General features: G+C 54.7%; 24 protein-coding genes. 17 read left to right on the forward strand and 7 right to left on the reverse strand.

Annotated features, from left to right (window positions below; all coding sequences use genetic code 11):
• Nucleotides 1-24: 24 nt before the first annotated feature.
• Together QMO62_RS04400 and QMO62_RS04405 are read left to right on the forward strand one after the other, a co-directional pair.
• On the forward strand, nucleotides 25-810 hold the full coding sequence (locus QMO62_RS04400; protein WP_284638898.1) for an SDR family oxidoreductase: 786 nt from the start codon (nucleotides 25-27) through the stop codon (nucleotides 808-810).
• A 115-nt stretch (nucleotides 811-925) separates the two neighbouring features.
• Complete coding sequence (locus tag QMO62_RS04405; RefSeq protein ID WP_284638899.1) at nucleotides 926-1,318, forward strand: Asp23/Gls24 family envelope stress response protein; 393 nt, start codon at nucleotides 926-928, stop codon at nucleotides 1,316-1,318.
• A 54-nt stretch (nucleotides 1,319-1,372) separates the two neighbouring features.
• Here QMO62_RS04405 and ftsW read toward each other — a convergent pair whose 3' ends face one another.
• Together ftsW and QMO62_RS04415 are read right to left on the reverse strand one after the other, a co-directional pair.
• Complete coding sequence (gene ftsW / locus QMO62_RS04410) at nucleotides 1,373-2,542, reverse strand: putative lipid II flippase FtsW (RefSeq protein ID WP_284638900.1); 1,170 nt, start codon at nucleotides 2,540-2,542, stop codon at nucleotides 1,373-1,375.
• A gap of 12 nt (nucleotides 2,543-2,554) precedes the next feature.
• Nucleotides 2,555-2,902 carry a YugN family protein gene (locus QMO62_RS04415; protein ID WP_284638901.1) on the reverse strand — a complete coding sequence of 116 codons (348 nt, stop codon included), beginning with the start codon at nucleotides 2,900-2,902 and terminating at the stop codon, nucleotides 2,555-2,557.
• A gap of 222 nt (nucleotides 2,903-3,124) precedes the next feature.
• Between QMO62_RS04415 and QMO62_RS04420 the strand changes: the two genes are divergently transcribed.
• From QMO62_RS04420 to QMO62_RS04430, 3 genes are all read left to right on the forward strand, one after another.
• Nucleotides 3,125-4,312: a M20 metallopeptidase family protein gene (locus QMO62_RS04420; protein WP_284638902.1), complete on the forward strand. Its 1,188-nt coding sequence runs from the start codon at nucleotides 3,125-3,127 to the stop codon at nucleotides 4,310-4,312.
• A gap of 103 nt (nucleotides 4,313-4,415) precedes the next feature.
• Entirely contained in the window at nucleotides 4,416-4,856 is a 441-nt protein-coding gene (locus QMO62_RS04425) for a CBS domain-containing protein (protein WP_284638903.1), read from the forward strand.
• Between the two features lie 145 nt (nucleotides 4,857-5,001).
• On the forward strand, nucleotides 5,002-6,168 hold the full coding sequence (locus QMO62_RS04430) for a Gfo/Idh/MocA family protein (RefSeq protein ID WP_284638904.1): 1,167 nt from the start codon (nucleotides 5,002-5,004) through the stop codon (nucleotides 6,166-6,168).
• Nucleotides 6,169-6,222: 54 nt separating this feature from the next.
• On the opposite strand, the gene QMO62_RS04435 is transcribed toward QMO62_RS04430, so the two are convergent.
• Nucleotides 6,223-6,777, reverse strand: coding sequence for a thermonuclease family protein (locus tag QMO62_RS04435; RefSeq protein WP_284638905.1), 555 nt, complete (start codon nucleotides 6,775-6,777; stop codon nucleotides 6,223-6,225).
• A gap of 142 nt (nucleotides 6,778-6,919) precedes the next feature.
• Here QMO62_RS04435 and QMO62_RS04440 point away from each other — a divergent pair, with 142 nt between their 5' ends.
• The 3 genes from QMO62_RS04440 to QMO62_RS04450 all read left to right on the forward strand — a co-directional run bounded on the left by QMO62_RS04440 (nucleotide 6,920) and on the right by QMO62_RS04450 (nucleotide 11,142).
• On the forward strand, nucleotides 6,920-8,620 hold the full coding sequence (locus QMO62_RS04440; protein WP_284638906.1) for a DNA repair helicase XPB: 1,701 nt from the start codon (nucleotides 6,920-6,922) through the stop codon (nucleotides 8,618-8,620).
• Complete coding sequence (locus QMO62_RS04445; RefSeq protein ID WP_284638907.1) at nucleotides 8,617-10,614, forward strand: helicase-associated domain-containing protein; 1,998 nt, start codon at nucleotides 8,617-8,619, stop codon at nucleotides 10,612-10,614. Before QMO62_RS04440 ends, QMO62_RS04445 begins: the two co-directional genes overlap by 4 nt.
• A gap of 78 nt (nucleotides 10,615-10,692) precedes the next feature.
• The gene (locus tag QMO62_RS04450) at nucleotides 10,693-11,142 is read left to right on the forward strand and encodes a YlbF/YmcA family competence regulator (protein ID WP_284638908.1); all 450 of its coding nucleotides are present in this window, start codon (nucleotides 10,693-10,695) and stop codon (nucleotides 11,140-11,142) included.
• Nucleotides 11,143-11,146: 4 nt separating this feature from the next.
• On the opposite strand, the gene QMO62_RS04455 is transcribed toward QMO62_RS04450, so the two are convergent.
• Complete coding sequence (locus QMO62_RS04455; protein WP_284638909.1) at nucleotides 11,147-12,172, reverse strand: asparaginase; 1,026 nt, start codon at nucleotides 12,170-12,172, stop codon at nucleotides 11,147-11,149.
• A gap of 49 nt (nucleotides 12,173-12,221) precedes the next feature.
• On the opposite strand from QMO62_RS04455, the gene QMO62_RS04460 reads away from it, so the two are divergent.
• The 6 genes from QMO62_RS04460 to QMO62_RS04485 all read left to right on the forward strand — a co-directional run bounded on the left by QMO62_RS04460 (nucleotide 12,222) and on the right by QMO62_RS04485 (nucleotide 17,289).
• Nucleotides 12,222-12,488, forward strand: coding sequence for a YlbG family protein (locus QMO62_RS04460; protein ID WP_284638910.1), 267 nt, complete (start codon nucleotides 12,222-12,224; stop codon nucleotides 12,486-12,488).
• A 210-nt stretch (nucleotides 12,489-12,698) separates the two neighbouring features.
• Nucleotides 12,699-13,136 carry a hypothetical protein gene (locus tag QMO62_RS04465; protein ID WP_372516703.1) on the forward strand — a complete coding sequence of 146 codons (438 nt, stop codon included), beginning with the start codon at nucleotides 12,699-12,701 and terminating at the stop codon, nucleotides 13,134-13,136.
• Nucleotides 13,137-13,240: 104 nt separating this feature from the next.
• Complete coding sequence (locus QMO62_RS04470; RefSeq protein WP_284638912.1) at nucleotides 13,241-14,152, forward strand: selenium metabolism-associated LysR family transcriptional regulator; 912 nt, start codon at nucleotides 13,241-13,243, stop codon at nucleotides 14,150-14,152.
• 79 nt (nucleotides 14,153-14,231) lie between these two features.
• A complete protein-coding gene (locus QMO62_RS04475; RefSeq protein ID WP_284638913.1) occupies nucleotides 14,232-15,080 on the forward strand; it encodes a PHP domain-containing protein in 849 nt (282 codons plus the stop codon).
• On the forward strand, nucleotides 15,077-15,955 hold the full coding sequence (galU, locus tag QMO62_RS04480) for a UTP--glucose-1-phosphate uridylyltransferase GalU (RefSeq protein WP_284638914.1): 879 nt from the start codon (nucleotides 15,077-15,079) through the stop codon (nucleotides 15,953-15,955). Before QMO62_RS04475 ends, galU begins: the two co-directional genes overlap by 4 nt.
• A gap of 23 nt (nucleotides 15,956-15,978) precedes the next feature.
• Complete coding sequence (locus tag QMO62_RS04485) at nucleotides 15,979-17,289, forward strand: UDP-glucose dehydrogenase family protein (RefSeq protein ID WP_284638915.1); 1,311 nt, start codon at nucleotides 15,979-15,981, stop codon at nucleotides 17,287-17,289.
• 47 nt (nucleotides 17,290-17,336) lie between these two features.
• Here the strand turns inward: QMO62_RS04485 and QMO62_RS04490 are convergent, their stop codons facing one another.
• Complete coding sequence (locus tag QMO62_RS04490; protein WP_284638916.1) at nucleotides 17,337-17,525, reverse strand: hypothetical protein; 189 nt, start codon at nucleotides 17,523-17,525, stop codon at nucleotides 17,337-17,339.
• A gap of 78 nt (nucleotides 17,526-17,603) precedes the next feature.
• Between QMO62_RS04490 and QMO62_RS04495 the strand changes: the two genes are divergently transcribed.
• Entirely contained in the window at nucleotides 17,604-18,551 is a 948-nt protein-coding gene (locus QMO62_RS04495) for a MerR family transcriptional regulator (protein ID WP_284638917.1), read from the forward strand.
• 87 nt (nucleotides 18,552-18,638) lie between these two features.
• On the opposite strand, the gene QMO62_RS04500 is transcribed toward QMO62_RS04495, so the two are convergent.
• Both QMO62_RS04500 and QMO62_RS04505 read right to left on the reverse strand, forming a co-directional pair.
• A complete protein-coding gene (locus tag QMO62_RS04500; protein WP_284638918.1) occupies nucleotides 18,639-20,384 on the reverse strand; it encodes an Rqc2 family fibronectin-binding protein in 1,746 nt (581 codons plus the stop codon).
• A 65-nt stretch (nucleotides 20,385-20,449) separates the two neighbouring features.
• A complete protein-coding gene (locus QMO62_RS04505; RefSeq protein ID WP_284638919.1) occupies nucleotides 20,450-21,448 on the reverse strand; it encodes an MDR family oxidoreductase in 999 nt (332 codons plus the stop codon).
• Nucleotides 21,449-21,626: 178 nt separating this feature from the next.
• On the opposite strand from QMO62_RS04505, the gene QMO62_RS04510 reads away from it, so the two are divergent.
• Together QMO62_RS04510 and dapF are read left to right on the forward strand one after the other, a co-directional pair.
• The gene (locus QMO62_RS04510; RefSeq protein ID WP_284638920.1) at nucleotides 21,627-24,413 is read left to right on the forward strand and encodes a calcium-translocating P-type ATPase, SERCA-type; all 2,787 of its coding nucleotides are present in this window, start codon (nucleotides 21,627-21,629) and stop codon (nucleotides 24,411-24,413) included.
• A gap of 145 nt (nucleotides 24,414-24,558) precedes the next feature.
• A complete protein-coding gene (gene dapF / locus QMO62_RS04515; RefSeq protein WP_284638921.1) occupies nucleotides 24,559-25,395 on the forward strand; it encodes a diaminopimelate epimerase in 837 nt (278 codons plus the stop codon).
• Nucleotides 25,396-25,428: the final 33 nt, after the last annotated feature.

Genomic DNA, 25,428 nt, shown 5'->3' on the forward strand with positions numbered 1-25,428 from the left:
ACTTATTTTGAAGGAGAGAACAGGATGGATTTGCAGCTGAAAGGAAAGACTGCGGTAGTTACAGCCTCCAGTAAAGGGATCGGACGAGCCATTGCGGAGCAGCTTGCGGCGGAGGGGGCCAATCTGCTCCTGTGCAGCCGCGATCAGCAGGCGGTGAATGAAGCGGCGGCACAGCTTTGCGAGAAATATGGCGTCCAAGCTTCGGGCATGGCCGTTGACTTGGCGAGCGCCGAGCAGATCGGCTGGCTGGTGCAGCAGGCGAAGGATCTCTTCGGGCAGGTGGATGCCCTCGTATGCAATGCGGGAGGACCGCCAAGCGGTTCCTTCTTATCGTTCGACGAAGAAACCTGGATGAAGTCGATCGAGCTGAATCTGATGAGCGTCGTACGGCTGGCCAAGGGCTTCCACCCGCTTATGAAGCAGTACGGCGGCCGAGTAGTTACGGTAGCCTCTACTTCCGTTAAGGTTCCCATTCCGGGCTTGGTGCTGTCCAACACCCTTCGGACTGGGGTAGTGGGACTGATGAAGACATTGGCAACGGAATGGGCGGCGGACGGCATTTTACTGAATACGGTTTGCCCTGGACGCATAAGCACCGATCGCTTGGAGGAGCTAGACGGGCTGCGTGCCATGAGGGAGAATCGTTCTATCGAGGAGATACGCCGGGAGAACATGAAGGATATCCCACTCGGACGTTACGGAGAGCCGCAGGAGCTGGCAGCCTTTGCCGCGTATTTGCTGTCGCCAAGGAACAGCTACATGACCGGCTCTGTGTTCTACGTGGATGGTGGAGCTGTCCGGGCGATGTAATTCATGTCAATTTATTGAAAATGTCAACAGCTGTCGAAGGATTGGCGGCCTAGAAGTTGCTTTCCGAATTGGAACTTATTACAATAGAGGTATACCCCTTGAAGGAGTGATCCTCATGAGCGAAGAGATTCAAACAGGTCTTATCCGCATTTCAGATGATGTCGTAGCAACGATCGCTGGATTGGCAGCACTCGAAACGCCGGGGATTGCAGCGATGTCCGGCGGCATCTCGGAAGGACTCGCGAAGCGCCTAAGCGGCAAGAACGTACAACGCGGCGTCTCCGTAGAGGTAGGGCAAGTGGAAGCGGCTATCGATCTTCGCGTCATTGTAAACTACGGATCCAAGATTCAAGAGGTTTGTCGGGATCTGCAGGAGAATGTTCGTGAAGCGGTAGAGAACATGACAGGACTGTCCGTAGTGGAAGTGAATGTGAAGGTGGAGGGCGTAGCCTTCCGTGAAGAAGAAGCAACCCAACAGCCTATTGAAGAGCCGCATCGCGTGAAATAGTAAGCTATGAGAAGAAGACCTTGCCGCTAATGCGACAAGGTCTTCTTCTTTTTACTATGAGGCCACCGTTTGGGTTGTGCGTCTACGACTTGTTTCTTTTTCCGGCTTGTTGTACTCCCTGGATATACTGAGCAGAATGCCAACGCTCATCAGAGTGACGATCATCGAGGTACCGCCATAACTGATTAGGGGCAGTGTAACGCCCGTAAGCGGAATACTGGCCGTGACCCCGCCGATATTAATGAGCGACTGGATGCCAATGACGCCGATAATACCTACGCCGGTTAACGTGCCGAACGTCTCTTTGCAGCGAAGGGCAACGATCAAGCCGCGCCACAGGAAGGCTAAGTAGACAAGAAGAAATAAGGTCGTACCGATGAAGCCGAGTTCCTCGCCGATGATGGAAAAAATGAAGTCCGTATGTGCCTCCGGCAAGTAATGAAGCTTCTGGATGCTCTGCCCGAAGCCTGCCCCCGTGAAGCCGCCATGACCAAAGGCGTACAGCGATTGCACCAGCTGATAACCTTTGTCTTGGGGGTCGACCCACGGATCCCAGAAAATCATCAGCCGGTCGATCCGATAGCTTTCGGCATTGGAGGTGGACAAATACAGGACGTAAGACAAAATCCCCACAAGAAGCACAGCTGCCCCGGATGCACCCAGATAAAAAATGTGTTTCAAATTGGCTCCCCCGACAGCGATCATCACGAGAGAGCCTAATATCAGAATCATGGTAGACCCTAAATCCGGCTGCATCATAATAAAAGCGGAGATCACGGCAACAACAGCGAGCGGATGAACGATGCCCTTCTTGAAATCGCTCATCTTCTCACCTTTCTTACTGATGATCGTAGCCAAATAGATGATGATCGCCAGCTTGGCTAGCTCTGTGGGTTGAAGGCTGAAGCCTCCGGGCAGAACGATCCAACTCGTCGCCCCGTTGTTTTCTTTACCGATAATAGGTACAAGCAGCAGCAGGAAAACAACGACGCCTCCGAATGGAATGATCAGCTTCTTGAATACTTGGTAGTTCAGGTTCATGCAAAAAAACATGGCAATCGTGCCGATGGCAATGGCAATGGCCTGCCGAATGGCCATGTACCAAGGCTCGCTCGGATCAAAAGCCATACTTGCGCTGAAAACCATGGCAAGCCCGAAGCAAACCAAGGAAAACGTCAAGAACAGCAGAAGAAAGTCAGGCGTTCCTCGTCGCGGGGGAGTCATTGCCGGCCTCCGTTAGTGAGCCAGCTTAACTTTTAATTCAGCCAGCTTACCTTGAGCTGTTTTGAGAACGGCATCAGGAATAGGCGATTCATAGTCAAGTCCATGAGGGAATGTCGCTCTTCCGATATAAACTTCTTCGATGTAAAGGATCGCGTATGGCGATTCCAGCTTCCCGGATTCGGCACGTGTATTGATGCGAAGGAAATATTCCTCGCGCTTCGCTTTATCTTCGATTTTCAAATCATAGGTAGCGCGGGTATATTCCCACTGCCAACGAACGAATCCAAGGCTCTCCATACTCTCGTCAAGATGAGCCAGATCGCTTTTCATACCTTTAACACCGCTGTTTTCAATAATCACTGCCAAGCCCTCCTAATATATGTACATCGTAGCTTACTTAATGTATTCATGATAGTATGTTTCCCTTAGTTGCGCAAGCCTATTGCAGGAGTATGCCCGCAGGCGCAGGGAAAGTTTGAAATTCCTGTGACCGTTCCCGGATGAAACGGCTTATCAAATTTGATATAATAATCAGAAGTCTAAGCTACGATCGCAGCACAATAAGAACCGGGGGTTGGTACCATGAACATATTATGGGAAGCGGTGGACCGAATCTATCCTCATATGGTGGAATGGCGGAGGCACCTGCACCGGCATCCGGAGCTGTCATATCAGGAATCGAATACAGCCGAATTCGTCGCGGAGAAGCTGGAATCCTGGGGCTTTGAGGTGGAGCGTCAAGCCGGCGGACACGGAGTCATCGGCCGTCTGAAGCAATCGGAGGGGGTACCTACGGTTGCACTGCGGGCCGACATGGACGCTTTGCCTATCCAGGATGAGAAGAGCTGTGATTATGCGTCCCAAATACCGGGTGTCATGCATGCCTGCGGGCATGATGCTCATACCTCAACACTGCTGGGAGTTGCCAAGATTGCTTCCGAGCACCGGGAGCTGCTGTCCGGGAATCTCGTTCTTTTATTCCAGCCGGCGGAGGAAACAAGCCCCGGGGGAGCACTCGGAATGATTGAGCACGGCGCGCTTGAAGGTGTGGACTCCGTTTACGGCATTCATCTTTGGACACCATTTGAGGTAGGGGCGGCTTATTGCAAGGAAGGCCCGATGATGGCTGCAGCGGATGAATTTGTACTTGAGATCCACGGTAAGGGCGGTCATGGAGGACTTCCGCATGAAACAGTGGACAGCGTCTATGTTGCGTCGCAGCTGGTAGTCAACCTGCAGTCCATCGTCAGCCGCTCTGCGGACCCGACGGAGCCTTGCGTGGTTTCGGTAGGCTCCTTTCACAGCGGCACCAGCTTTAATGTCATTGCGGAAACCGCAATACTGAAAGGAACGGTCCGCACCTTTCAGCCCGAGCTTCGGATGGAGATTAAAGAGCGGCTTGAGCATATTGTGAAGACGACTTGCCTGATGCATGGGGCGAATTACAAGCTCGACTACAAGCTGGGATATCCGCCGGTAGTGAATCATGAGGGTGAGTCCCATCGTTTTGCCCGCGCGGCATCGGAAGCACTTGGTCCGGAAAACGCGCGTAAATCCCCGCTCATTATGGCGGGAGAAGATTTTGCTTATTATTTGGAACGGGTGCCGGGGTGTTTTATGTTTGTGGCGGCGGGAAATAAAAGCAAGGGAATCATCCATCCCCATCACCATCCCAGATTTGATATCGATGAGGAAGCGATGCGTCACGCAGCGAAGCTGTTTCTTCAGATGACCTTGGATTACATGAACGAGAAAGCGGCGATTGTCTAAACGAATGGCGATATCTGTTAATGCCGCAGAAGCATGATCGCTTCCGGGAGAGGGGATTCTATGGTTGCAGCACCTGAAACCACTCTTCAGGAGGGATCTTATTATGAATACTAAAAAACTGCGCGACATCATGACAACGGATTGCTCTACCGTAACACTAAAGGACAATGTATATGAAGTTGCGGTAAAAATGAAAAAGGAAGATACAGGCTTTATTCCCGTAGTTGATGAGAACAAGAAGCTGATCGGCTGTATTACCGACCGTGACATTGTGCTTCGAGGCATCGCCGAGAAGCGGGAAGGCTCCGCCAAGGTTGAGCAGGTGATGAGTGATAATCTGGTATGTGCTTCACCGGAGACGACAGTGGATGAGGCTGCCAAGCTGATGGCCCAGCATCAGATCCGCCGTCTGCCGATTACGGAAAACGAGAAGCTGGTAGGGATCGTCTCCATCGGTGACCTCGCCGTTCGTGATAAATTCGAGGATGAAGCCGGACAGGCGCTGAGCAAAATTTCGGAGCAGGATCAGGTTACTGTACATTAATGGATGAAGTTCCCCCAGAAAGCATGGGGGAACTTTTTTATTGAATTATATATTGTATTGTTCACGTGTGCATTGTATAATTGGATTGGAAAGTTCAGGACTGTTAAAACGCTTAAATCCTAGTTTGGAGAGGCAGGTTAGATCTATGGACAAAGTGCGTATTGGTATTGTCGGGATGGGGAACATGGGGAAAGGCCACACCCAATATTTAGTGAAAAATGAAGTGAAGGGCGGGCAGCTGACATCGATCGTGGATACGGATCCGGCCCGATTGGACTGGGTTCGTGAAAACTATGGCGATCAGTTCCAGCTGTTCGACAATCTGGAAGCCTTCTTCGCTTCCAAGTCGTTTGATGCGGTGTTAATTTGTACGCCTCACTATGATCATCCGGCAGTTGCCATTCAAGCCTTCGAGCATGGTTATCATGTCTTGGTGGAGAAGCCGGCCGGCGTCTACACGAAGCAGGTTCGACTCATGAACGAAGCCGCGGCGAAATCGGGCAAGGCCTTCGGCATCATGTACAACCAGCGAACGAACCCGCTGTACCAAAAGCTCCGCGATCTCATTACTTCCGGTGAGCTTGGCGAAGTTCGCCGCACGATTTGGATCATTACGAATTGGTACCGCTCCCAAAGCTATTATGATTCCGGCGGCTGGCGCGCAACCTGGGCCGGAGAAGGCGGCGGGGTGCTGATTAATCAGGATCCTCATCAGCTGGACCTGTGGCAGTGGACGCTGGACATGATGCCGACGCGCGTGCGTGCGTTCTGTCACTTCGGCAAATGGCGCAACATTGAGGTAGAGGATGACGTAACTGCTTACGTCGAGTACGCCAATGGCGCTACGGGTCTATTCGTCACGACGACAGGCGAAGCACCAGGAACCAACCGCTTCGAGGTGTCCGGCGACCGCGGCAAGATTGTCATCGAGGACGGCAAGCTGACTTTCTGGCGTTTGCGTACACCGGAATCGCAATTCAATGCGGAGTATAAGGGCGGCTTCGGTTCCCCGGAGAGCTGGAAATGTGAAATTCCGGTCGGCTCCTCAGAGGGCTCGCAGCACAAGGGGATTACGCAAAACTTCGTGGATCATTTGCTGAAGGGAACACCGCTGCTGGCACCGGGAGAAGAGGGCATCAAGGGCTTGACACTGTCCAATGCGATGCATCTGTCCACATGGATCGATAACTGGGTTGACCTGCCGATCAATGAGGATCTATATTACGAGAAGCTGCAGGAGAGAATCCAGAATTCGACCTACAAGAAGGAAACAAAAGAATTAAAGAACATGGATGTTCAAGGAACGCATTAATATCCTGCTGACGAAAACATCCCGTATCCGCTTTTCCTGCGGATACGGGATGTTTTATTTTTTTTCATCGGCCCATAAGCCGCGTTTTTGCTGCCTTGCTTCTCGTTCCAGCTTGACGAATTTATCCTGGTACATTACATTGGGCGGAACGCTCATGACGTTGGCATAACCCTCGCGGACCAGCGTTTCGTTATACATCACCGGCTCGCCCTTTAGGAATACATAGCAGAGCAGGCGGCCATACTTATCCTTTTCCCCCGTATCCTTGTATAGATAGACCGTTTGTCCGGTTAACCGTTTTTTGGTATAGTCGCTGGCCTGCTTCCCGAATTTCTCCACAGGACTGCCGGGCTTGACGGTTTCGGGCGTATTCACACCAATGAGCCTCACCTTGTCTCCGTTCTTCGTTTCGAAGGTATCGCCGTCCACGACCCGCTTGACCTCCGTTACGGCAACCAGACGCTTTTTCAAATCGGGATACGATTGATAAATCGACGCCTCAAATTCATCCCCTTTGCCTGTAGAAGCGCCTTTGGCTGCACAGGCAGATAACATAACCAATCCAATAATGACGAGCAGCATTCCCCACCGTATGACCGGTTTCCGCATTCCATTCCTTCTCCTTCAGTATGTTATGACGACCTAATGGTATTCATTGTAGTGTGAGTCAGGCGTGTTGTAAACGTTATGTTTATTTCATAGGCTTTCCCCTCATACTAGAAGTAATAGAAGGGCCAGGGAGGAAAGAGCGATGCAAATACATAAAGAACGGGCGCTGGTAGTGCAGAGTGATTTTACCGTCCTGCTGGAAACTAGGCATCCTGAGTTCGATTCCGTACGCAGCGGGCTGTCCCGTTTCTCGGATCTGATCAAGTCGCCTGAGCATATTCATACGTACCGAATGTCGTCGTTGTCGCTTTGGAATGCCGCGGCATCGGGTATGAATGCGGAGGAGATTACGGCATTTTTGGAGCGGCATGCGAAATTCGGCGTCCCTTTAACGGTTAAGCAGGATATCAAGCGCTTCGTGGACCGGTACGGCATGGTCCGCATGGAGCGGCTCGGTGACGATCTTCTGCTTATATCCGATAACCTGGATGCGATTAAGGAGATGTGCTCCTTTCGCTCCTTGCGGTCGTACGGCTTAGTCCAAATCGATCACCGCACGCTTCGGTTCTCCGCCCAATATCGCGGACTGCTGAAGCAGGAGCTCATTAAGCTTGGATACCCGGTGGAGGATGTGGCGGGATACAGCTCAGGTGAAGCGCTGCCTATTCGGCTGAAGGAAACGACGGAGCAAGGCAGGGAGTTCCGGCTGCGGGATTATCAGCGCTTTGCCGTGGATTCCTTCTATAAAGAGGGAAGCTTGCAAGGGGGGAGCGGCTTGTTGGTACTGCCCTGCGGTGCCGGAAAAACGGTCATCGGGATCGCTGCCATGGGCAAGCTGAACTGTGCCACTTTGATTTTGACCAGCAATACGACTTCCGTTCGGCAGTGGAAGCGTGAAATTTTGGAAAAAACCGAGGTGCCGGAGGAGATGGTGGGGGAATATACCGGCGAGCAGAAGGATGTCCGGCCCATCACGATCGCTACCTACCAAATCTTAACCTACCGCAAGTCCAAGGACGAACCGTTCAAGCATATGGATTTGTTTAATAAAAGAGATTGGGGCCTTATCGTTTATGATGAGGTGCATTTGCTGCCGGCTCCGGTTTTTCGGGTGACGGCCGATATTCAGGCAACCCGGAGACTTGGCTTGACGGCAACGCTGGTCCGGGAGGACGGGCGCGAGGAGGACGTATTCTCGCTCGTAGGGCCCAAGCGGTACGAGATGCCATGGAAGCAGCTGGAGGGACAAGGCTGGATCGCATCTGTCGAATGCATTGAGCTGCGGGTGCCCCTTGCGGAAGGTGAGCAGGAGCCGTACCTGGAGGCAGGCGCAAGGCAGAAGATGCGCATAGCCAGCGAAAATCCCGCTAAGGTCGCCGTGGTTGAAAGGCTGCTGGCACAGCATCAAGGGGAGCAGACGCTGATCATCGGTCAATATCTCGAGCAGCTGCAAGCCATATCGGAGCGGACGGGGCTTCCAATGATCAGCGGGGACATGCCGAACGACCGCAGGGAAAAGCTGTACCAGCAATTTCGCACCGGCGAGCTTCAGGCGCTGATTGTATCCAAAGTGGCCAACTTTGCTGTGGACCTGCCGGATGCGGCGGTTGCCATTCAGGTATCGGGCAGCTATGGGTCAAGGCAGGAGGAAGCACAGCGGCTGGGACGCATTTTGCGTCCGAAAAGTAAAAGAAACAAGGCCTATTTCTATACCATTGTCACGGCTGATTCGAAGGAGCAGGATTTTGCCGTGAACCGGCAGCTATTTCTTATTGAGCAGGGTTATGCATACCGGATTGAAGAGGTCGAAGGAGGCACGTCCAAGGAGGTGGTGTTGTCATGAATTACGCGCACTTATTGTCCAGACTTCCGGATGAAGTCCGCTGCCGTATGGAGCGCGAAACGATCTATGCCCCTTGGCTGCAGCGCGGCGGCGATCTGGAAGCATTATTGACCGATTCGGCCGTGATGGAAACGGTGTGGAATCGATTGTTTCCCGCTGAGAAGGGAGTGCTGCAGCTGATCGTCAAGCATTTCGGCTGTGAGCCGTTCGAAGCGATCGGTCTGGAACGGGCGGCGGCAGGTTTGCTCGCGGGGGCGGAAGCGAAGGCAGGTCTCACCAGCCTTTTGCAAAAGGGGATTGTCTTCGCCTTTCGCAAAAGCTGGGGCGAGCATGTGTATGTGATGCCGGACGACGGGCTGCGCCTTTGGCAGCAATTGCTGTTCCCGCCTCTGGAGGAGCAGCCTACGGACGATCCCGGCATCCAAGTTACCCTTTCCGCAGGCACGAGCTTAGCTCAGGAGCTGTTCTATTTACTCGTACAGTCGGCGCAGCAAGGCCTTAAGCTGACTAAAGGAGGAACGCTGCACAAGAAGCAGCTTCAGAAGCTGGCGGACATGCTTCGCTTGCAAGAAGCGTGGTTAGCCGGGGCTTCCTTGAAATATGTGTTCTCGGACATGTACCCGTTGCCGCTCGCCATCGGGCTGGATCTGCTCCTTCGACTCCAGCTGGCAGAGCAGAGACAAGACGAAATCGTACTTGACGAGGCCACGTGCAGCCGCTGGCTGCACTTATCGCTAGAGGAGCAGGACGCGATTCTTTATGCCTGCTGGAAATCGCTGACCCGCCCGTCGGAGGCAGCGCTGCAGCATGGTGTCATCTTAATGGAGCGACAGCCGGCCCAAGCATGGATATCCTGGAAATCCATGGAACAGTGGCTTACCGGCTGCGGTATTGCCCGTGAGCAGCTGCGGGAAACATGGGAGCGGTCCTGGGCGCTTCCATTAATTGCGTTCGGCTGGCTGGAGCAGGGAGTGGACGCAGCGGGAGAATGCTATTACCGATGGCTTCGCAATCCTGCCGGGAAGAGCGATACACCGGCGGAGGAGGAAGGGCCGGTGCTGATCGTCCAGCCGGATTTTGACCTGCTTGTTCCCCCGGATGTGCCGCAATCCGTCGTTTGGGAGCTGTGCAGCTTTGCCGACAGCGTTGTGCGTGATCAGCTCAGCGTATTTAAGCTGAGCAAGGAAAGCTTGCGCCGCGGTCTTGAATGCGGCCGAACGTGCGACGAAATGATCGACTTCCTTGAGCGGCACGCCATGTACGGAGTGCCCGAGAATGTACGTCTGACGTTAATCCAATGGACGAAGCCCTACGGTAAGGTGCGCTACGAGCAGGTCATTCTGCTTCGCTGTGCCGATCCGGAGACAGCGGAATCGCTGCAGCGCTTAACTTCGGTATCCGGCAAGCTGGAAGAGCGGATCGGGGAGAAGGATTTTCTCATTCGGCCGGAATCTGTTCGAGCTTTGACGGAGGCGCTGGAGAAGGCCGGATGGATGCCCGGCAAGGTATCGGGCTTGCCGGGGACCGAGCCTGAGGGACGTCAGTATCCGCGGTTAGCTGCGGTAGACAACAAAGGGAAGCTGGCTCTTCCATGGATTGCGGGGGACAAAGGCTTGATTTACTCTCGGCACTCCACCCAGTATTTCGAGATGGAGCGTCGCTTGCCCGAGCTGTACGAGCTGTATCCCGATTTGAACAGCATTCCTCCGATGTGGCTGAAGGATTACAGAAGCTATCACCCGTCTACACGGAAGGAAATGGTGGAAAAGGCCATCGAGTGGAAGACGATGCTTCAGCTGCGCAGGAATGGGACCGATTACCGGGTAGCGCCCCGCAAGCTTCAGGAAACTAGGGGAACGTGGTGCATGACGGGGCGTGAGCGGCCGGTCGGCCAACAGCAGGCTGAGGAGGTTCTCTTGGAGGAAGTACAGTGGCTTGCGGAGGAATGGCAGGAAATGAAGCTGATTTTACCTGGGATCAATGATAAATTTTGATCAAGCATGAGGTGGCATATATGTGATATGATATACTTGTCTGACTAGATTGATAGAAGGCAGGTGCCGCATTTGGCCATGATGGAAGCAACTACGCAAACGCTGGATATGTCGACGATTCTTTTGTCGGCCTACGAGCTTGCAGATATGATTAAATATTCCGCGGATACGTCGGATTACTTATATTGGAAGGAACGCAAGGAGAAGGATCCGGAGGTACAGCGGCTGACGATTGAGTTTAATAAGAAGCGCCAGCTGTTTGAGGAATGCGAACGCTTCGGACACTTTCACCCGAACTACCATGAGGCGTTGGATCAAGTGAGATCCATTGAAGCGCAGCTGGAACAGGTGGAGGCTTACCGTAATTTCAAAGCCGCGGAAGTGCGACTTGACAGTCTCCTGTACGAGGTATCGGAAACGATCGCCCGCTCCGTATCGGACACCATCAAGGTGCCAAGCAACGATCCGCTGCACGCATCCGGAGGAGGCTGCTCCACAGGCGGATCATGCAGCGGAAAGTGCGGATAATCTTTTACTCCTTGGGCGTATGGAGCCGGAAAACCGGTTCTATGCGCCCAACCTCTTCTCCACGGTGGTTGCGCACAGCCGGACGATGGAATTCGGCTAGCTCCGAGAGCTCTTCGCCGGTAAGCAGGCCCAGCTGGGCAAGCGCCTCTGTAATGGCGGGATAGAGTGCGCGAGGATGACCGTCCTCGATTTTTACGGCAATTCCCAAGCCGCGCTCAGGGACTGTGGCGGCGTAGACCGCCTCCGCCCCCATCTTTCCGATAATCCGGCCGTGAGTTGCCTTGGCCAGCAATGTGTCGTACCGCTCGCTGCCTGCTACATAGAATGGCACTTTCTGCATAGCGGTCAGAAGCGTCCGGCAAGCCCCCGCACGTTCGGGTGAGAGGTGCCGCGGGTCGCCGAGACGGGCATAGGCATAAGCCAATGCGGATAGAGGCATGGCAAATACGGGAACACCGCAGCCATCCGTCCCGATCCGAATGTCCTGCACAGCCATTCCGCTCATTTCGGATACGGTTTGCAGCATCTTTTGCTGGACAGGATGATCAAGTGATGTATACTGTTGTATAGAAGCGCCTATTGCCGTGGAGAGAGCGAGCATACCGGCGTGCTTGCCGGAGCAGTTATTGTGCAGCGGCGTCGGCTCACTGCCTTGCCTTTTCAATGCATCGGCAGCCGGCTTGTAGAAAGGCTCGTGGATGCCGCATTGTAGAGCGCTTACATCGAGAGAGAGCTGCTGAAGTATGGATAACGCCGCGGCGGTATGCTCATCTTCCCCGTTATGGGAAGCGCATAACAGCGCGGTTTGTTCTGCACTCAGTCCGAGCCGATGCCAAGCATTGGATTCAGCCAATGGGATGGCTTGCAGGGGCTTCGCCGTGGAGCGGATGAACCCGTAATAGTCAGGATTGCCTGTAAAGGCCTGAAGCTCCCCGTGGATATCGACAACGGCAATGTGACCTCTGTGCATACTTTCCGTCAGCGGGCCCCGGGTGACGGTAACAACAATATCGGATTGCAGCTCTTGCATATAGAATCGATCCTCTCCTAGGGGGTTACGAAAGAAGGTGTCATGCTTTATGTTTACGGAACGAAGCGGGATTATCGTATGGGTTAGCGATGTGAAGGCCGCGGCCAAGCAGCTTGAAAAATACGGGAACGTACACTTTATTTCCAAGCGAATGCAGTATGCAGCCATGTATGTCCACGCAAGCCGCCTGGAGGAGACCTTCAAGCAGCTGCAGAAGCTTCCTTTTGTGAAGAAGGTGGAGCGCTCCTACCGCAATGAAATCAAAACCGAGTATAACAGTAATATGCCAGATAAAACAAGATTCTACACATTGTGAATCTAGCATGAGCCGGAGAGGCTCAATAACTAGGATATGCTTGATAAGAGGCTTCCGTTCGCGGAGGCTTTTTTTTGCTTTCTTCCCCGGTTTTGCATTATAAAGTTTTTTTAAGTTGATTCTTCCTGCATAAACAGTAAAATGAGAATGAAGATGTGGTTGTATATAGGCAACAAGAATCATTTTTCTGGTCATAAAGGGGTAATCATGGTGAACGATAAGGTGATCGGTTGCACGAATGACAGCGAATCGGAAGACCTGATTTTTGGCGGCAAGAAGATCATCGAATTAGTTATTACCCATCATGCCCGGATTCGCTGGTGCGACCGGATTGAGAAGAATGAGGCATCCCGGCCGGATATTGCAGGCTTTGTATGGGACAAGCTGAAATCGGGAGCCGTTCGTTCCTACTATCGCAATGAAGAGGACGTCTACCTGATCGATGAGGATTTGGTTATGGTGGCCGAGTTCACTGCGGTGGAAGGGGCAGCTGTGCATAACGGGAAGCCTACCTACCGGATGATCGTCGTGACGTTTCTTGGCCGCATGTCGGAGACGATGGAGCTTCGGGATTTGCGTTCTTATTATTCATGGCTTCGGCACTCCCGCCGCATGACCCTTCTGAAGAATGGACGCAAACGAAAATAAAAGGGGAAATACGTGCGAAAAAGCTTGCTGACCCCGGCAAGCTTTTCTTTTTTTTGATATACTTAGGAGTGACCCGCAAAAGTTAGACGGACGGAGGCCGCTTCATGGCGCTAAATTTTCATCAACTTCATATTTTTTATACGGTAGCGGAAAAAGGGAGCTTTTCTCATGCCGCACAGGCGCTCCATATGACCCAGCCTGCGGTTACGATGCAGGTGCAGTCGCTGGAGGAATATTTCGGGACGAAGCTGTTCCTGCGCTCGACGAAGAAGATCGAGCTTACGGAGGCCGGACGTACGCTGCTGCCTTATGCCAAGCGCAGCATTGACCTGATGAAGGAAACGGACGTCAGCATGTCGAAGTTCACGCATATGCTGGAAGGACGACTTCATTTGGGCGCCAGCTTGACGGTAGGCGAATATATTTTACCCCGGTTGCTCGGGCCGTTTAGTCAGGAATATCCGAATATTTCGGTTAGCATGAAGGTGATCAATACGAAGCAGATTTTGGAGGAGATGCTGAATCATCAGCTCACCTTCGGACTGGTGGAGGCCGAAGTGCATCATCCCGATGTCCATACGGAAGCGCTGCTGAGCGATGAGCTGAAGCTGATCGTTCCGGCCGGGCACCCGCTGGCCGAGTGGGAGGAAGTGCCGGTTGAAGAAATGCTCAAATATCCATTCGTCCTGCGGGAGCAAGGCTCAGGCACGCGCCGGGTGATGGAGGAGGAGCTGTCTCGGGTCGGCTGCGACGCCGGAGCGTTGAAGATCGTGATGGAGCTGGGGAGCACAGGGGCTGTGAAATCGGCGGTGGAAGCGGGACTTGGCATCTCGATCCTGTCCCAGTCTTCGGTGAAGCATGAATCGGCTTTAGGGGTATTGCAGGTGAAGCAGCTGGAGCATGTGCGTTTTAAACGAAGCTTTCACGCCATCTATTTGAATTCGACGATATTGCCAATTTCCGCCATAACCTTCATGACCTTTTTGAGGGAAAGGGATTTGAGTCAATGGCTGTAATTTTTACTTAACCTGCAGGAAGTGTTCATCCTGCGTTAATATAAGCCGTTTATATTTAAGGAAAGGTTGTGCTGAGGAAGTGTCGAGAGCAGACCTGCATACGCATACTACCGCATCAGACGGTACGGGGACACCCGAGGAGAATGTCAGATTAGCCGCCGAGGCCGGGCTGAAGGCTGTGGCCATCACCGATCACGATACCGTCGGCGGCATTGAGGAAGCGCTGGAGGCCGGTCAGCGGTATGGCGTTCAGGTAGTGCCTGGAGTGGAGATCAGCACGGTACGTCATGGTAAGGACATTCACGTCCTTGGCTACTGGCTCCGGCATCAGGACCCCCAGCTGCTTCAGCGGCTGGCTGAGCTGCGGGAAGTGCGGGAGCGCCGCAATGACATGATCCTGCAAAGGCTGGCCGAGCTGGGAGTTTCTGTTACGATGCAGGACGTGCTCGATTCGCTGAAGACCGTGAAAAAGCAGGATGAAACGATCGGGAGACCGCACATTGCAGAAGCCCTTGTCCGGAAAGGCTATGTCAGCTCCATGCAGGAAGCGTTTGACCGGTATTTGGCTAGCGGTGCGGCGGCTTATGTGAATCCGCCCCGGATCGATCCCGCTACGGGAATAGCTTGGATACTGGAGGCGGGAGGCGTGCCGGTACTTGCGCATCCGGGCTTGTACGGGCAGGATGAGCTGATCGGAGAGCTTGCGGCCGTAGGACTTGTCGGTGTGGAGGCTTTCCATTCCGATCATTCTTCGGAACAGGAGCGGCATTATGAGCAGCTTGCCGCCCGTCACGGCCTGCTCGTCACTGCGGGCTCGGACTATCACGGGAGCCGAAACGGTGTGGTTTTCCATGCTCCGATCGGGGCGAGAACGGTCGATGTACGGGTCGTGCAGCAATTATATGAGCGCAGGGGAGTACAGGAATGAGAATACGTAAGGCGATTATTCCGGCCGCAGGTCTCGGAACTCGTTTCCTGCCGGCGACCAAGGCGCAGCCCAAGGAAATGCTTCCGATCGTCGACAAACCGGCGATTCAGTATATCATCGAGGAGGCCATCGCCTCCGGCATCGAAGACATCATGATTGTCACCGGACGGAATAAGCGAGCTATCGAGGACCATTTTGACAAGTCGGTCGAGCTCGAGATGATGCTGGAGGAGAAGGGCCAGAAGGAGCTGCTGGACATCGTCCGCAGCGTCTCCAGTTTGGCTGACGTGCATTACATACGACAGAAGCAGCCGCTGGGTCTTGGACATGCGGTCCTGTGCGCACGGAAATTTATCGGGAATGAGCCGTTTGCCGTTCTGCTGGGGGACGATATTATTCAATCGGATCCGCCCTGCCTGCAGCAGATGATGGACCTCTACGACAAAACGCAAACCTCTGTCATTGCCGTACAGGAAATCGAGTGGGAAGACGTGGATAAATACGGGATCGTCTCTCCGTGCTTCCCGTCGGCCAACGGCTGCAGCTTCGTGGAGGATTTAGTAGAGAAGCCTGCAAGGGAAGAGGCTCCCTCGAACCTGGCGGTTATCGGAAGATACATCATTGAGCCTGACATCTTCGGCATTCTGGAGAGCTGCAAACCCGGCCGAGGCGGAGAAATTCAGTTAACCGACGCGCTGCGTATCCTGAACAGAGCCCGGAGAATGGCGATTTATTCGCTTCAGGGGAAACGTTACGACACAGGGGATAAGCTCGGTTACATGCAGGCAAGCATTGAATTCGCTTTACAGCGGCCCGGCCTTGGGGATGATCTCAAGAGCTATTTGCGGGAGCTTGTGGCAAGGATGGACTCATAAACATCAGTACGGTTGGAGGGGCCATGCGGGAGACATTGGCAGTGATCGGTACCGGTTATGTAGGGTTAGTATCCGGCACCTGTTTTGCTGAGGTTGGGAATCAGGTCACATGCGTCGATATCGATGAGTACAAAATTAAGCGATTACAACAAGCGGAGATCCCGATCTACGAGCCTGGATTAGAGGAACTGGTCCGGCGCAATCTGGGCGAGGGACGCCTTCGGTTCACAACGGACCTTGAGGGGGCCGTAGAGCAGGCGGAGCTGATCTATATCGCGGTCGGCACGCCTTCCCTGCCTGACGGGGGGGTGGATATGGGGCAGGTGAAAGCAGCCGCCCTGCGCATCGCGCCGCTGCTCGGTCGATATAAACTCATCGTCATCAAAAGCACGGTTCCAGTCGGCACGGCGCGCATGCTGGAGTCGCTTCTAAGGCAGTATGCTCCGCAGCATGCGAGCTTTGAGGTCGTATCGAATCCTGAATTTTTGCGGGAGGGCTCGGCTGTCAGGGATACGTTCCATATGGACAGAGTTGTGATAGGCTCGGCAAGGAAAGAGGCGGCGGACCGAATCGCCAAGCTTCACGAGCCATTTGTAGCGCCGGTGCTGATCACCGACAGGGAAAGTGCAGAGCTGATCAAATATGCATCGAATGCTTTCCTGGCAGCCAAGATCTCCTTTATCAACGAAATGGCGAATCTGTGTGACAAGGTCGGGGCCAATGTGGAATCCGTTGCGGAGGGGATGGGGATGGATCACCGGATCGGCCCGCATTTTCTCCAAGCCGGCATAGGCTACGGGGGTTCCTGCTTCCCGAAGGATACACAAGCCCAGCTTCGCATAGCTGAGAACGTCGATTACGATTTTAAAATATTGCGGTCGGTCATCGAGGTGAACCGGCTGCAGAGAGAGCTTTTCGCCAAAAGAATCATCGAAGCTTTAGATACACCGGAAGGATGCACCTTAGCGGTGCTCGGTTTGTCTTTCAAACCGAATACCGATGATGTGAGGGATGCACCGGCTTTGGACATTATACGGTTTCTAGTCGAGCGGGGAGTCCATGTGCATGCCTACGATCCCGTTGCTTTGGTTCCGGCAGCCTCTCGGCTCGGTCATCAGGGGATAAGCTACTTTACAGACCCTTATGAGGCGGTGGAGGGAGCAGATGCGGCAGCCGTCTTGACAGAGTGGCAGCAAATAAAGCGGCTGGATCTTCAGCGGCTGCACATGCTCATGAATCGGCCTATCCTGCTGGACGGACGCAATTGCTTCTCTCCTGCAGCCATGGCACAGCTCGGCTTCGAATACATCTCGATCGGCCGTCCCTCCGTTTAGTAAGAAAGCCCGGAAGAGCTTCCCCTTTCAGGAAGCCCGTTCGGGCTTTATTTCATTTCCTTAAGCTGCCGAAGCAGGTCGCGCAGTTCATTGACCTTCTCGGTAATGATATCGGAGTAGGCGATTTTGCCAAGCTCGATAAAATCCGCCCGAAGAATGATCATCAGATCATCGATCGTCTCCAGCGCACTGGCAGCATCGATATGAAGCTTGGTCTGTTTCCTGCCGGCTGTCATCTAATCGGCCCGCTTCTTGTATAAGGTTTGTAAATAGTTTATAATGAGGTCAGCTTGCCGTTTCGGGGGTACATCCGGATGACACAAAGACTATTTACGATTAAAGAGGCCGCTCTGCGCACGGGCCTGTCTACTCAGCTGATCCGTAAATGGGAGGAGCGTTACGATGCCGTAACGCCCTCCCGTTTTCCTAACGGCTATCGCGGGTATACGAAGCAGGATATGGAGACGCTGCTCTGGCTGAAGAGCAAGGTCGACGAGGGCGTGCCCATCGGCTTGGCTGTGCAGGAACGGAAGCAGCAGCTGGAGGAAGGGGAGCAGACAGGATCGACGACTCCTCAGGAGGAGGGTATCGCCACCTTCCACGTAGAAGGATCGCCCGGTGAGGCGAAAGACTACCGGGAGAAGCTGATCTCGCTGTTTCTCCGGTTGGATCAGTCCGGCTCGCAGCGGTTCTTTGATCAGCTGCTGGCGCTTCACCATATGGACTTCGTGCTGCTGCAGGTGCTGGCTCCCGCGCTGGTCGATATCGGGGAGCGATGGGAACGGGGGGAAATATCCGAATATCAGGAGCATTTCGGCAGTCATTTCGTAAGGGAGAGGCTGCTTGCCCTAAGGAACCTATACCATCGTGCAACGGATACGCCGCTCGTTGTGACCGCCTGCTCACCTAAGGAGCGCCATGAGCTGGGCGTTTTATTCTTCGGCTATTTTGCGCTTCAGCAGGGCTTTCAGATTGTGTATTTGGGGGCGGCTCCTTCGGAGAAGGGCATCTTCGATTGTTTGGAGCAGCTCAAGCCGGCCGCCTTCGCCTTCGGCTCCTCCTCATCCGAGCTATTGAAGGAGGCCATCCCCTTTTACCTGGAGCTTGACCGGCGTATACAACAGCTGGAGCTCGCTACGAAGGTATTCATCGGCGGCAGGGCGATCGATCGGGATGAACTGCTGACCGGTACCGAGGCTATTCACTTGGTAGCCGGGGATGCCCAAGAAACCGTACAGAAAATCAAGAAGCTGATTGTTTAGCATAAAAAAGATCGCACCTCGTGGATCCGGGAAGATTTACCTTCTCCGGCCATGGGGAGCGATCTTTTTTGGTAACGGTCCGGCTCTTTATTTCACAGCGACCGGCAGCTGCTTGATTTGCTCGGCACTCGGGGTAATATAGAGCGTCTTCTGATGATCGTAGATGACAAAACCGGGCTTGGCTCCGCTCGGCTTGCGAACGTGCTTGATCAAGGTGAAGTCGACGGGAACCTGGCTTGATTCCTTGGCTTGGCTGTAGTAGGCGGCGAGCTGAGCCGCTTCGCTAAGGGTAGCTTCACCGTACTGAGCGCTTCGAATGACCACGTGGGAGCCCGGAATATCCTTTGTATGGAGCCACGTGTCCGACGGATGGGCGAGACGGTTCGTCAGATATTCGTTCTGTGTATTGTTTTTTCCTACATAGATCGGAATCCCCTCGCTGGAAGTGAAGCAGGACAGCTGGGGCTTCGCATTCGGCTTTTTCTTGCGGCCCTTCTTGTCCCGGTTTCTTAAGTAGCCCTGTTCGACCAGCTCCTCGCGGATTTCCTCTACATCGCTCAGCGCGGCGCTGCTCAGCTGCTGCAGCACATTGTCCAGATAGCGGATTTCCTCATGGGCCTGCTCCATTTGCTCTTTTACGGCAATCAGGCTGTTCTTGCTTTTGGTATATTTCTTAAAATAACGCTGGGCATTTTCGGAGGGAGAGAGCAGAGGGTCCAGCTCGATTCGAATCGGGCGCTGCTCTTCATCATAATAATTGATGACCTCGATGTCCTTCATGCCTTTCTCGATCAAATGCATGGACGCCGTCAGCAGCTCGCCGAGGATTCGGAACTTATCGGCATGCTTCGCTTCCTCCAGCGTTTCCTCCAGCTTTTCGAGTTTTTTTACATTTTTGCTCCGTTCGTTCGTAAGCAGCTTCAGCAGGTCGGAAACCCGCTGCTTCACGGTATCCCGCTCCGCCTTGTCTCCGTAGTAGGCTTCGAGGCAGCGGCTCACCGAATCGAACGCGGCGATGGGCTCGCCCATATGCGTCAGCTCCACGACGGAGAATACCAGCTTGCCGCTTTTCGCTCCCTCGTAGATCGCAGGGATCGGTCCCTGACTCCGCAGTCGCTCCATCATTTCCGTAAAGGGCTTCCAGAGAAGCTCGAGCTCTCCTGTATGCTCTGTCATTCCAGCCCGGTATACGATCTCCTTAGCGACCAAGGGACTGAGTCCGCTGAAGCGGCCGACCAGCCTCTGCTCCAGGCTAAGCGCCAAATCTTCGATATCGGAGGTCAACGCTTGGAGGAATTGCTCCTTCGTTACCTCGAAGGGATTTACTTTATGCTGCTCCGGCGGCGCTGTGTAGGTGCTTCCGGGCATAACGACCCGATAGCTGCTGATTGCGGGGGTTACATGGTGGATCCCGTCCAGGATCATCCCGGTGGCAGGGTCGAGCAGGATCAGATTGCTGTGCCGGCCCATAATCTCGATGACCAGCGTTTTGACGCTGACATCCCCCAGCTCATCGCGCTGACGCACCTGCATGTGGATCACCCGTTCCAAGCCCGGCTGGGTGATCGCTTCGATGATGCCGCCTTCGCAGTGCTTTCTCAGCAGCATACAGAACATCGGCGCTTCCATCGGATTCATATAGCTCATCTCCGTATAATGAACCCGCGGATACGTTGGATTGGCGGACAGCAGCAGCTTGACATTGCCCTGCTTTGCCCTTGTTTGCAAAACGATATCATTGCCTGTAGGCATATGAATTTTATTGATTCTGCTGCCGACACAGCCTTGCAGCTCCTGCACCAGGCTGTGTACGACCAGACCGTCTAACGACATAACTGGACAACTCCGTTTCTATACAAAAAGACTTAAGTCGTGCTCTTTTCTAATGATGCCATAGCTTAGCGGTTTACATCAATGACGATTCTCCCGGTGGTGCGCCCCTGAACGATGTCCTCGGCTGCTTGAGGCAGCTCGCGGAAAGGAAGAACCGTCATGAGGCTCTCCAGCCGCTCCTTCGGGAGCAGCTCGGCAAGGCGAGACCAGGCGGCCTCCCGAAGCTCAAGAGGTGCCATAACGGAGTCGATCCCCAGCAAGTTCACGCCCCTCAATATTAAAGGATATACGGTTGTCTGCAGGGAGGAGCCGCCCACCAAGCCGCAGGCGGCAATGCTGCTGCCGTAAGCCATTCTGCTGAGTAGCGACGCTAAGGTGTCGCCGCCGACGGTGTCGACCGCCGCGCCCCAGCGCTCCGACTCCAGCGGCTTGCCAGGTCGAGCCAGCTCCTCGCGCGGGAGAATGTGCCGGGCGCCCAGGCTGCGCAGGAAGTCGGCGGAAGCCTCGGGGCGCCCCGTTGAGGCTGTCACTTGATGCCCGAGCAGGGAAAGCAGCAGCACCGCTACGCTGCCTACGCCGCCGCTCGCCCCCGTGACGATCACCTCGCGGCGGTCTGCGGCAAGCCCTTGCTTCTCCAGCGCCAGGACACACAGCATCGCCGTTAATCCGGCGGTACCGATGCCCATGGCTTGCAGAGCACTGAGTCCGCGGGGAAGGGGCAGAAGCCATTCCGCTCTCGTCCGGGCATATTGCGCGTACCCTCCCCAGAAGCGCTCTCCGGCGCCCCAGCCGGTCATGACGACCTCGTCCCCGGGCTGAAAGCGCGGGGAGCTTGAGCTCACCACCGTGCCGGCCCAATCGATCCCGGGTACCATCGGGTAGCTGCGAATGATTTTCTCTTGTCCCGTAACGGCAAGGCCATCCTTGTAATTCAAGCTGGAATATTGAATCTTAACCAGTACATCTCCCTCAGGCAGATCGGCGAGAGTAAGCTCGCGATACGCTGCCGACGGTCCCCCTGGGGTTGAGTCTACGACGAACGCCTGAAACGCTTCATGCTGCATACGGATCGTCTCCTTCCGTGTCCGGCTCATACGCCTTAGTTAACAAGCAAGTATAACGCAATGCGAAGCGTAAGTAAAATAGGCGGGTGCCGGACCCTTGTCTTTAGGACGTGGTGCTATTTTGCTGCTTGTCTGAATACATTTAGCCTAGACAACCTTTTGGGAGGGGAAGAAGCAAATGAGTCAGAAAAAGTGGTATCAATTGACGGGAGAGGAGACCCTGCAGCTGACGGGCACGGAGCCTGCCAAAGGGCTGACTTCAGAGCAAGCGGCGGATCGGCTGACGAAGCACGGACGCAACGAGCTGACGGACGGCCAGAGTGTCTCGCCGCTCACGTTATTTTTGAACCAATTCAAAGATTTCATGGTGCTGGTGCTGTTCGGTGCTACCTTGATTTCCGGACTTCTCGGCGAATACCTCGACGCGATTACGATCATCGCTATCATTATTATGAACGGAGTGCTCGGTTTCCTTCAGGAATTTCGTGCGGAGAGGTCGCTGCGTGCCCTGAAGGAGCTCTCGGCCCCGAATGCGAAGGTGATCCGCGACGGAGCGCTGCTTCAGATTCCGGCGAGGGACCTGGTGCCCGGCGACGTCGTCCTGATCGAGAGCGGCGACCGGATCCCGGCGGATCTGCGTTTTGTCGAGACGCATGGCGTTTATGTCGAGGAATCGGCGTTAACAGGGGAGTCCGTGCCTGTTGCCAAGCATGTCGAAGCCCTTACGGAGGAAGAAATTCCTCTTGGCGACCAGCGGAATCTCGGCTTTATGGGAACGATGCTGACGCGCGGTACGGCGAAGGGAATCGTGATTCGGACCGGTATGGAAACCGAGATGGGCAAAATCGCGGATTTGATCCAAAATACCGATGCGATGGAAACGCCGCTGCAGCATCGTCTGGAGCAGCTCGGAAAAATACTCATTATCGTCGCGCTGGTGCTTACGGTGATGGTTGTCGTTGCGGGCATTCTGCACGGTCAGGAGCCCTACGGCATGTTCCTTGCCGGCGTCAGCCTGGCGGTAGCCGCGATCCCGGAAGGACTTCCGGCGATTGTGACGATTGCCTTGGCGCTTGGGGTACAGCGGATGATTCAGCGAAAAGCCATCGTGCGGAAGCTGCCTTCCGTTGAAACGCTGGGCTGCGCTTCGGTGATCTGCTCGGACAAAACAGGCACGCTGACGCAAAACAAAATGACGGTAACGCATTTGTGGCTGGGTGGGCATGTGCTCGAGGTTTCCGGCGACGGCTATGATCCTCATGGGGCCATTACGAACCAAGGCGCTCCCGTCGATTTGCGCAATAATCAGATGCTTCGCCGGCTGCTGCAGGTATCGGTCCTTTGCAACAACGCAAGGCTTGTAGAGGAGCAGGTGGAAGGCAAGCGTAAGAAGAACGCAGAGCAGCCGGTCCGTATTTGGCAAATCAAGGGTGATCCGACGGAAGGCGCGCTTGTGGTGCTCGGAGCTAAGGCCGGTATGACTCATAGCGCTCTGGACGGGTTATACCGCCGCGTGCTGGAGCTTCCTTTCGATTCCGAGCGGAAGCGGATGTCGGTAGTCGTGGAGCATCAGGGAGGACGCATGGTGTGCACCAAGGGGGCTCCGGATGTCCTGCTGGAGCAGTGCTCCTATGTACTGTGGGATGAGAAAATCATTCCGTTCACACCTACCTTAAAGCAGAAGGTGCTGGCCGCCAACGAAGGCATGGCGAAGAATGCGCTGCGCGTGCTCGGCCTCGCCTACCGCGAGCTGAAGCCGAACGACCGCTGCGAGGATGAAGGCGATGCGGAGCATCAGCTGATCTTTGTCGGCCTTACCGGCATGATCGACCCTCCGCGGAAGGAAGTCCGCGATGCGATTGTCAAGTGTAAGCGGGCCGGCATCAAAACGGTAATGATTACCGGAGATCATCAGACTACGGCAGAGGCAATCGCCCGGCAGCTCGGGATTTTGCCGCAGGGCGGCTTGGCGCTGAACGGTCAGCAGCTGGCGGCGATGGACGACGATGCGCTGGATAAACGGGTTGACGATATTTACGTGTACGCCCGGGTTTCACCGGAGCACAAGCTTCGTATCGTCAAGTCGCTGCAGCGCAAGGGCCATGTTGTCGCCATGACCGGCGACGGCGTCAACGATGCGCCGGCAATCAAGGCATCGGATATCGGAATCGCGATGGGCATCAGCGGTACCGACGTGTCCAAGGAAGCTTCCGCGCTTGTGTTAAGCGACGACAATTTTGCGACGATCGTTGCAGCGATTGAAGAGGGCCGCGGGATTTATGAGAACATCCGCAAATTCATCCGGTACCTGCTTGCTTCGAACGTGGGCGAAATCATGACGATGTTCCTTGCGATGATGGCCGGACTGCCGCTGCCCCTCGTGCCGATACAAATTTTGTGGGTCAACCTCGTCACCGACGGTCTGCCTGCCATGGCACTCGGCGTAGACCAGGCGGAGAAGGATCTGATGCAGCAGAAGCCGCGCTCGGCTAAGGAGAACATCTTCGCCCGCCGCCTCGGCTGGAAGATCGTCAGCCGCGGGATTCTGATCGGCTTATGTACGCTCGCGGCCTTCTGGATCACACTGCAGCAGGGCGGCGACGAAGCGGGGACACTGGTCAAGGCGCAGACGGTTGCCTTCGTCACTCTCGTTATGGCACAGCTGATTCATGTCTTCGACTGCCGAAGCTCGCGCTCCATTTTTCACCGCAATCCGCTGCAGAACAAGTGGCTGGTACTTGCCGTCGTGTCGTCTCTGCTGCTGATGCTCCCCGTGCTGTACGTCGAGCAGCTTCAGCCGATCTTCAAGACGGTGCCGCTCGGTCTGCAGGACTGGATTCTGGTGCTCGGCTTTGCCGGGATCCCGACGTTCCTGATGGGCCTCGGCAGCCTGCTGAGCAAGCCCTCCAAACGCCGTGTGCTGCCTCAGCGCGGGAACGGCTCCAAGCCGGTGAAAGCCGCATAGCTGTCAAACAACCGGTGTCCGCAGCTGCGGGCGCCGGTTATTGCTTTTTGCCTCCGTTTCGTGTAAAATTTTGCGGAAAAACTATGCATTCCTACCGTTTTACGATATGATTAGGGTCAAAATGATAGATATGGGAGACAAGGCGATGAATTTCACGAAAATGCAAGGCCTAGGCAACGATTTTGTCGTCTTATCCGGTCATGAGGAGCTGCCGGCCGATGCGGCTGCGCTGGCTCGCAGGCTGTGTGACCGGCATTTTGGCATTGGCGCCGACGGGCTTGTCTTTATTTTGCCGTCTGCCCAGGGCGACTACATGATGCGGATTGTGAATTCCGACGGCTCGGAGGCGGAGCAGTGCGGCAACGCCATCCGCTGTGCCGCCAAATATATTTATGACAACGGCATGGTCGACCGTTCGAGAGAAACGCTGGTGATCGAGACGATCGGTGCAGGTCTGCAGCCGGTGGAGCTGACGATTGAGGACGGGGCGGTGACCGCCGTTCGCGTCGATATGGGGGAGCCGATCCTGAACGGAACGAGCATTCCGACGACCATCGATCAAGAGAGAATCGTGGAGCAGCCTGTCGTTGTCGAAGGGAAGGAGTTTCGCTTTACCGCCGTATCCATGGGGAACCCGCACTGCGTTATTTTTGTCGAGGATGCCGTGGGGACGGATCTTCAGCTGTGGGGGCCGAAGCTGGAGCATCATCCGTACTTCCCTAAGCGGACGAATGTAGAATTCGTTACGGTGAAATCCCGCGATTACGCGGATATGCGGGTGTGGGAGCGAGGGGCCGGGCCTACGCTTGCTTGCGGTACGGGAGCTTGCGCTACTTTGGTCGCCGGTGTGCTGACCGGGCACTCGGACCGTATCTCCACCGTTTCTCTGAAGGGCGGAGAGCTTCTGATCGAGTGGAACGAGGAAAATAATCGCGTTTATATGACGGGACCCGCTGAAACGGTGTTTAAAGGCACGCTTTAATGTTCATCATGGGAGGTAGGTGGCCGCTTTGGC

The organism is Paenibacillus silviterrae (genome assembly GCF_030167925.1).
Classification (GTDB): domain Bacteria; phylum Bacillota; class Bacilli; order Paenibacillales; family NBRC-103111; genus Paenibacillus_G; species Paenibacillus_G silviterrae.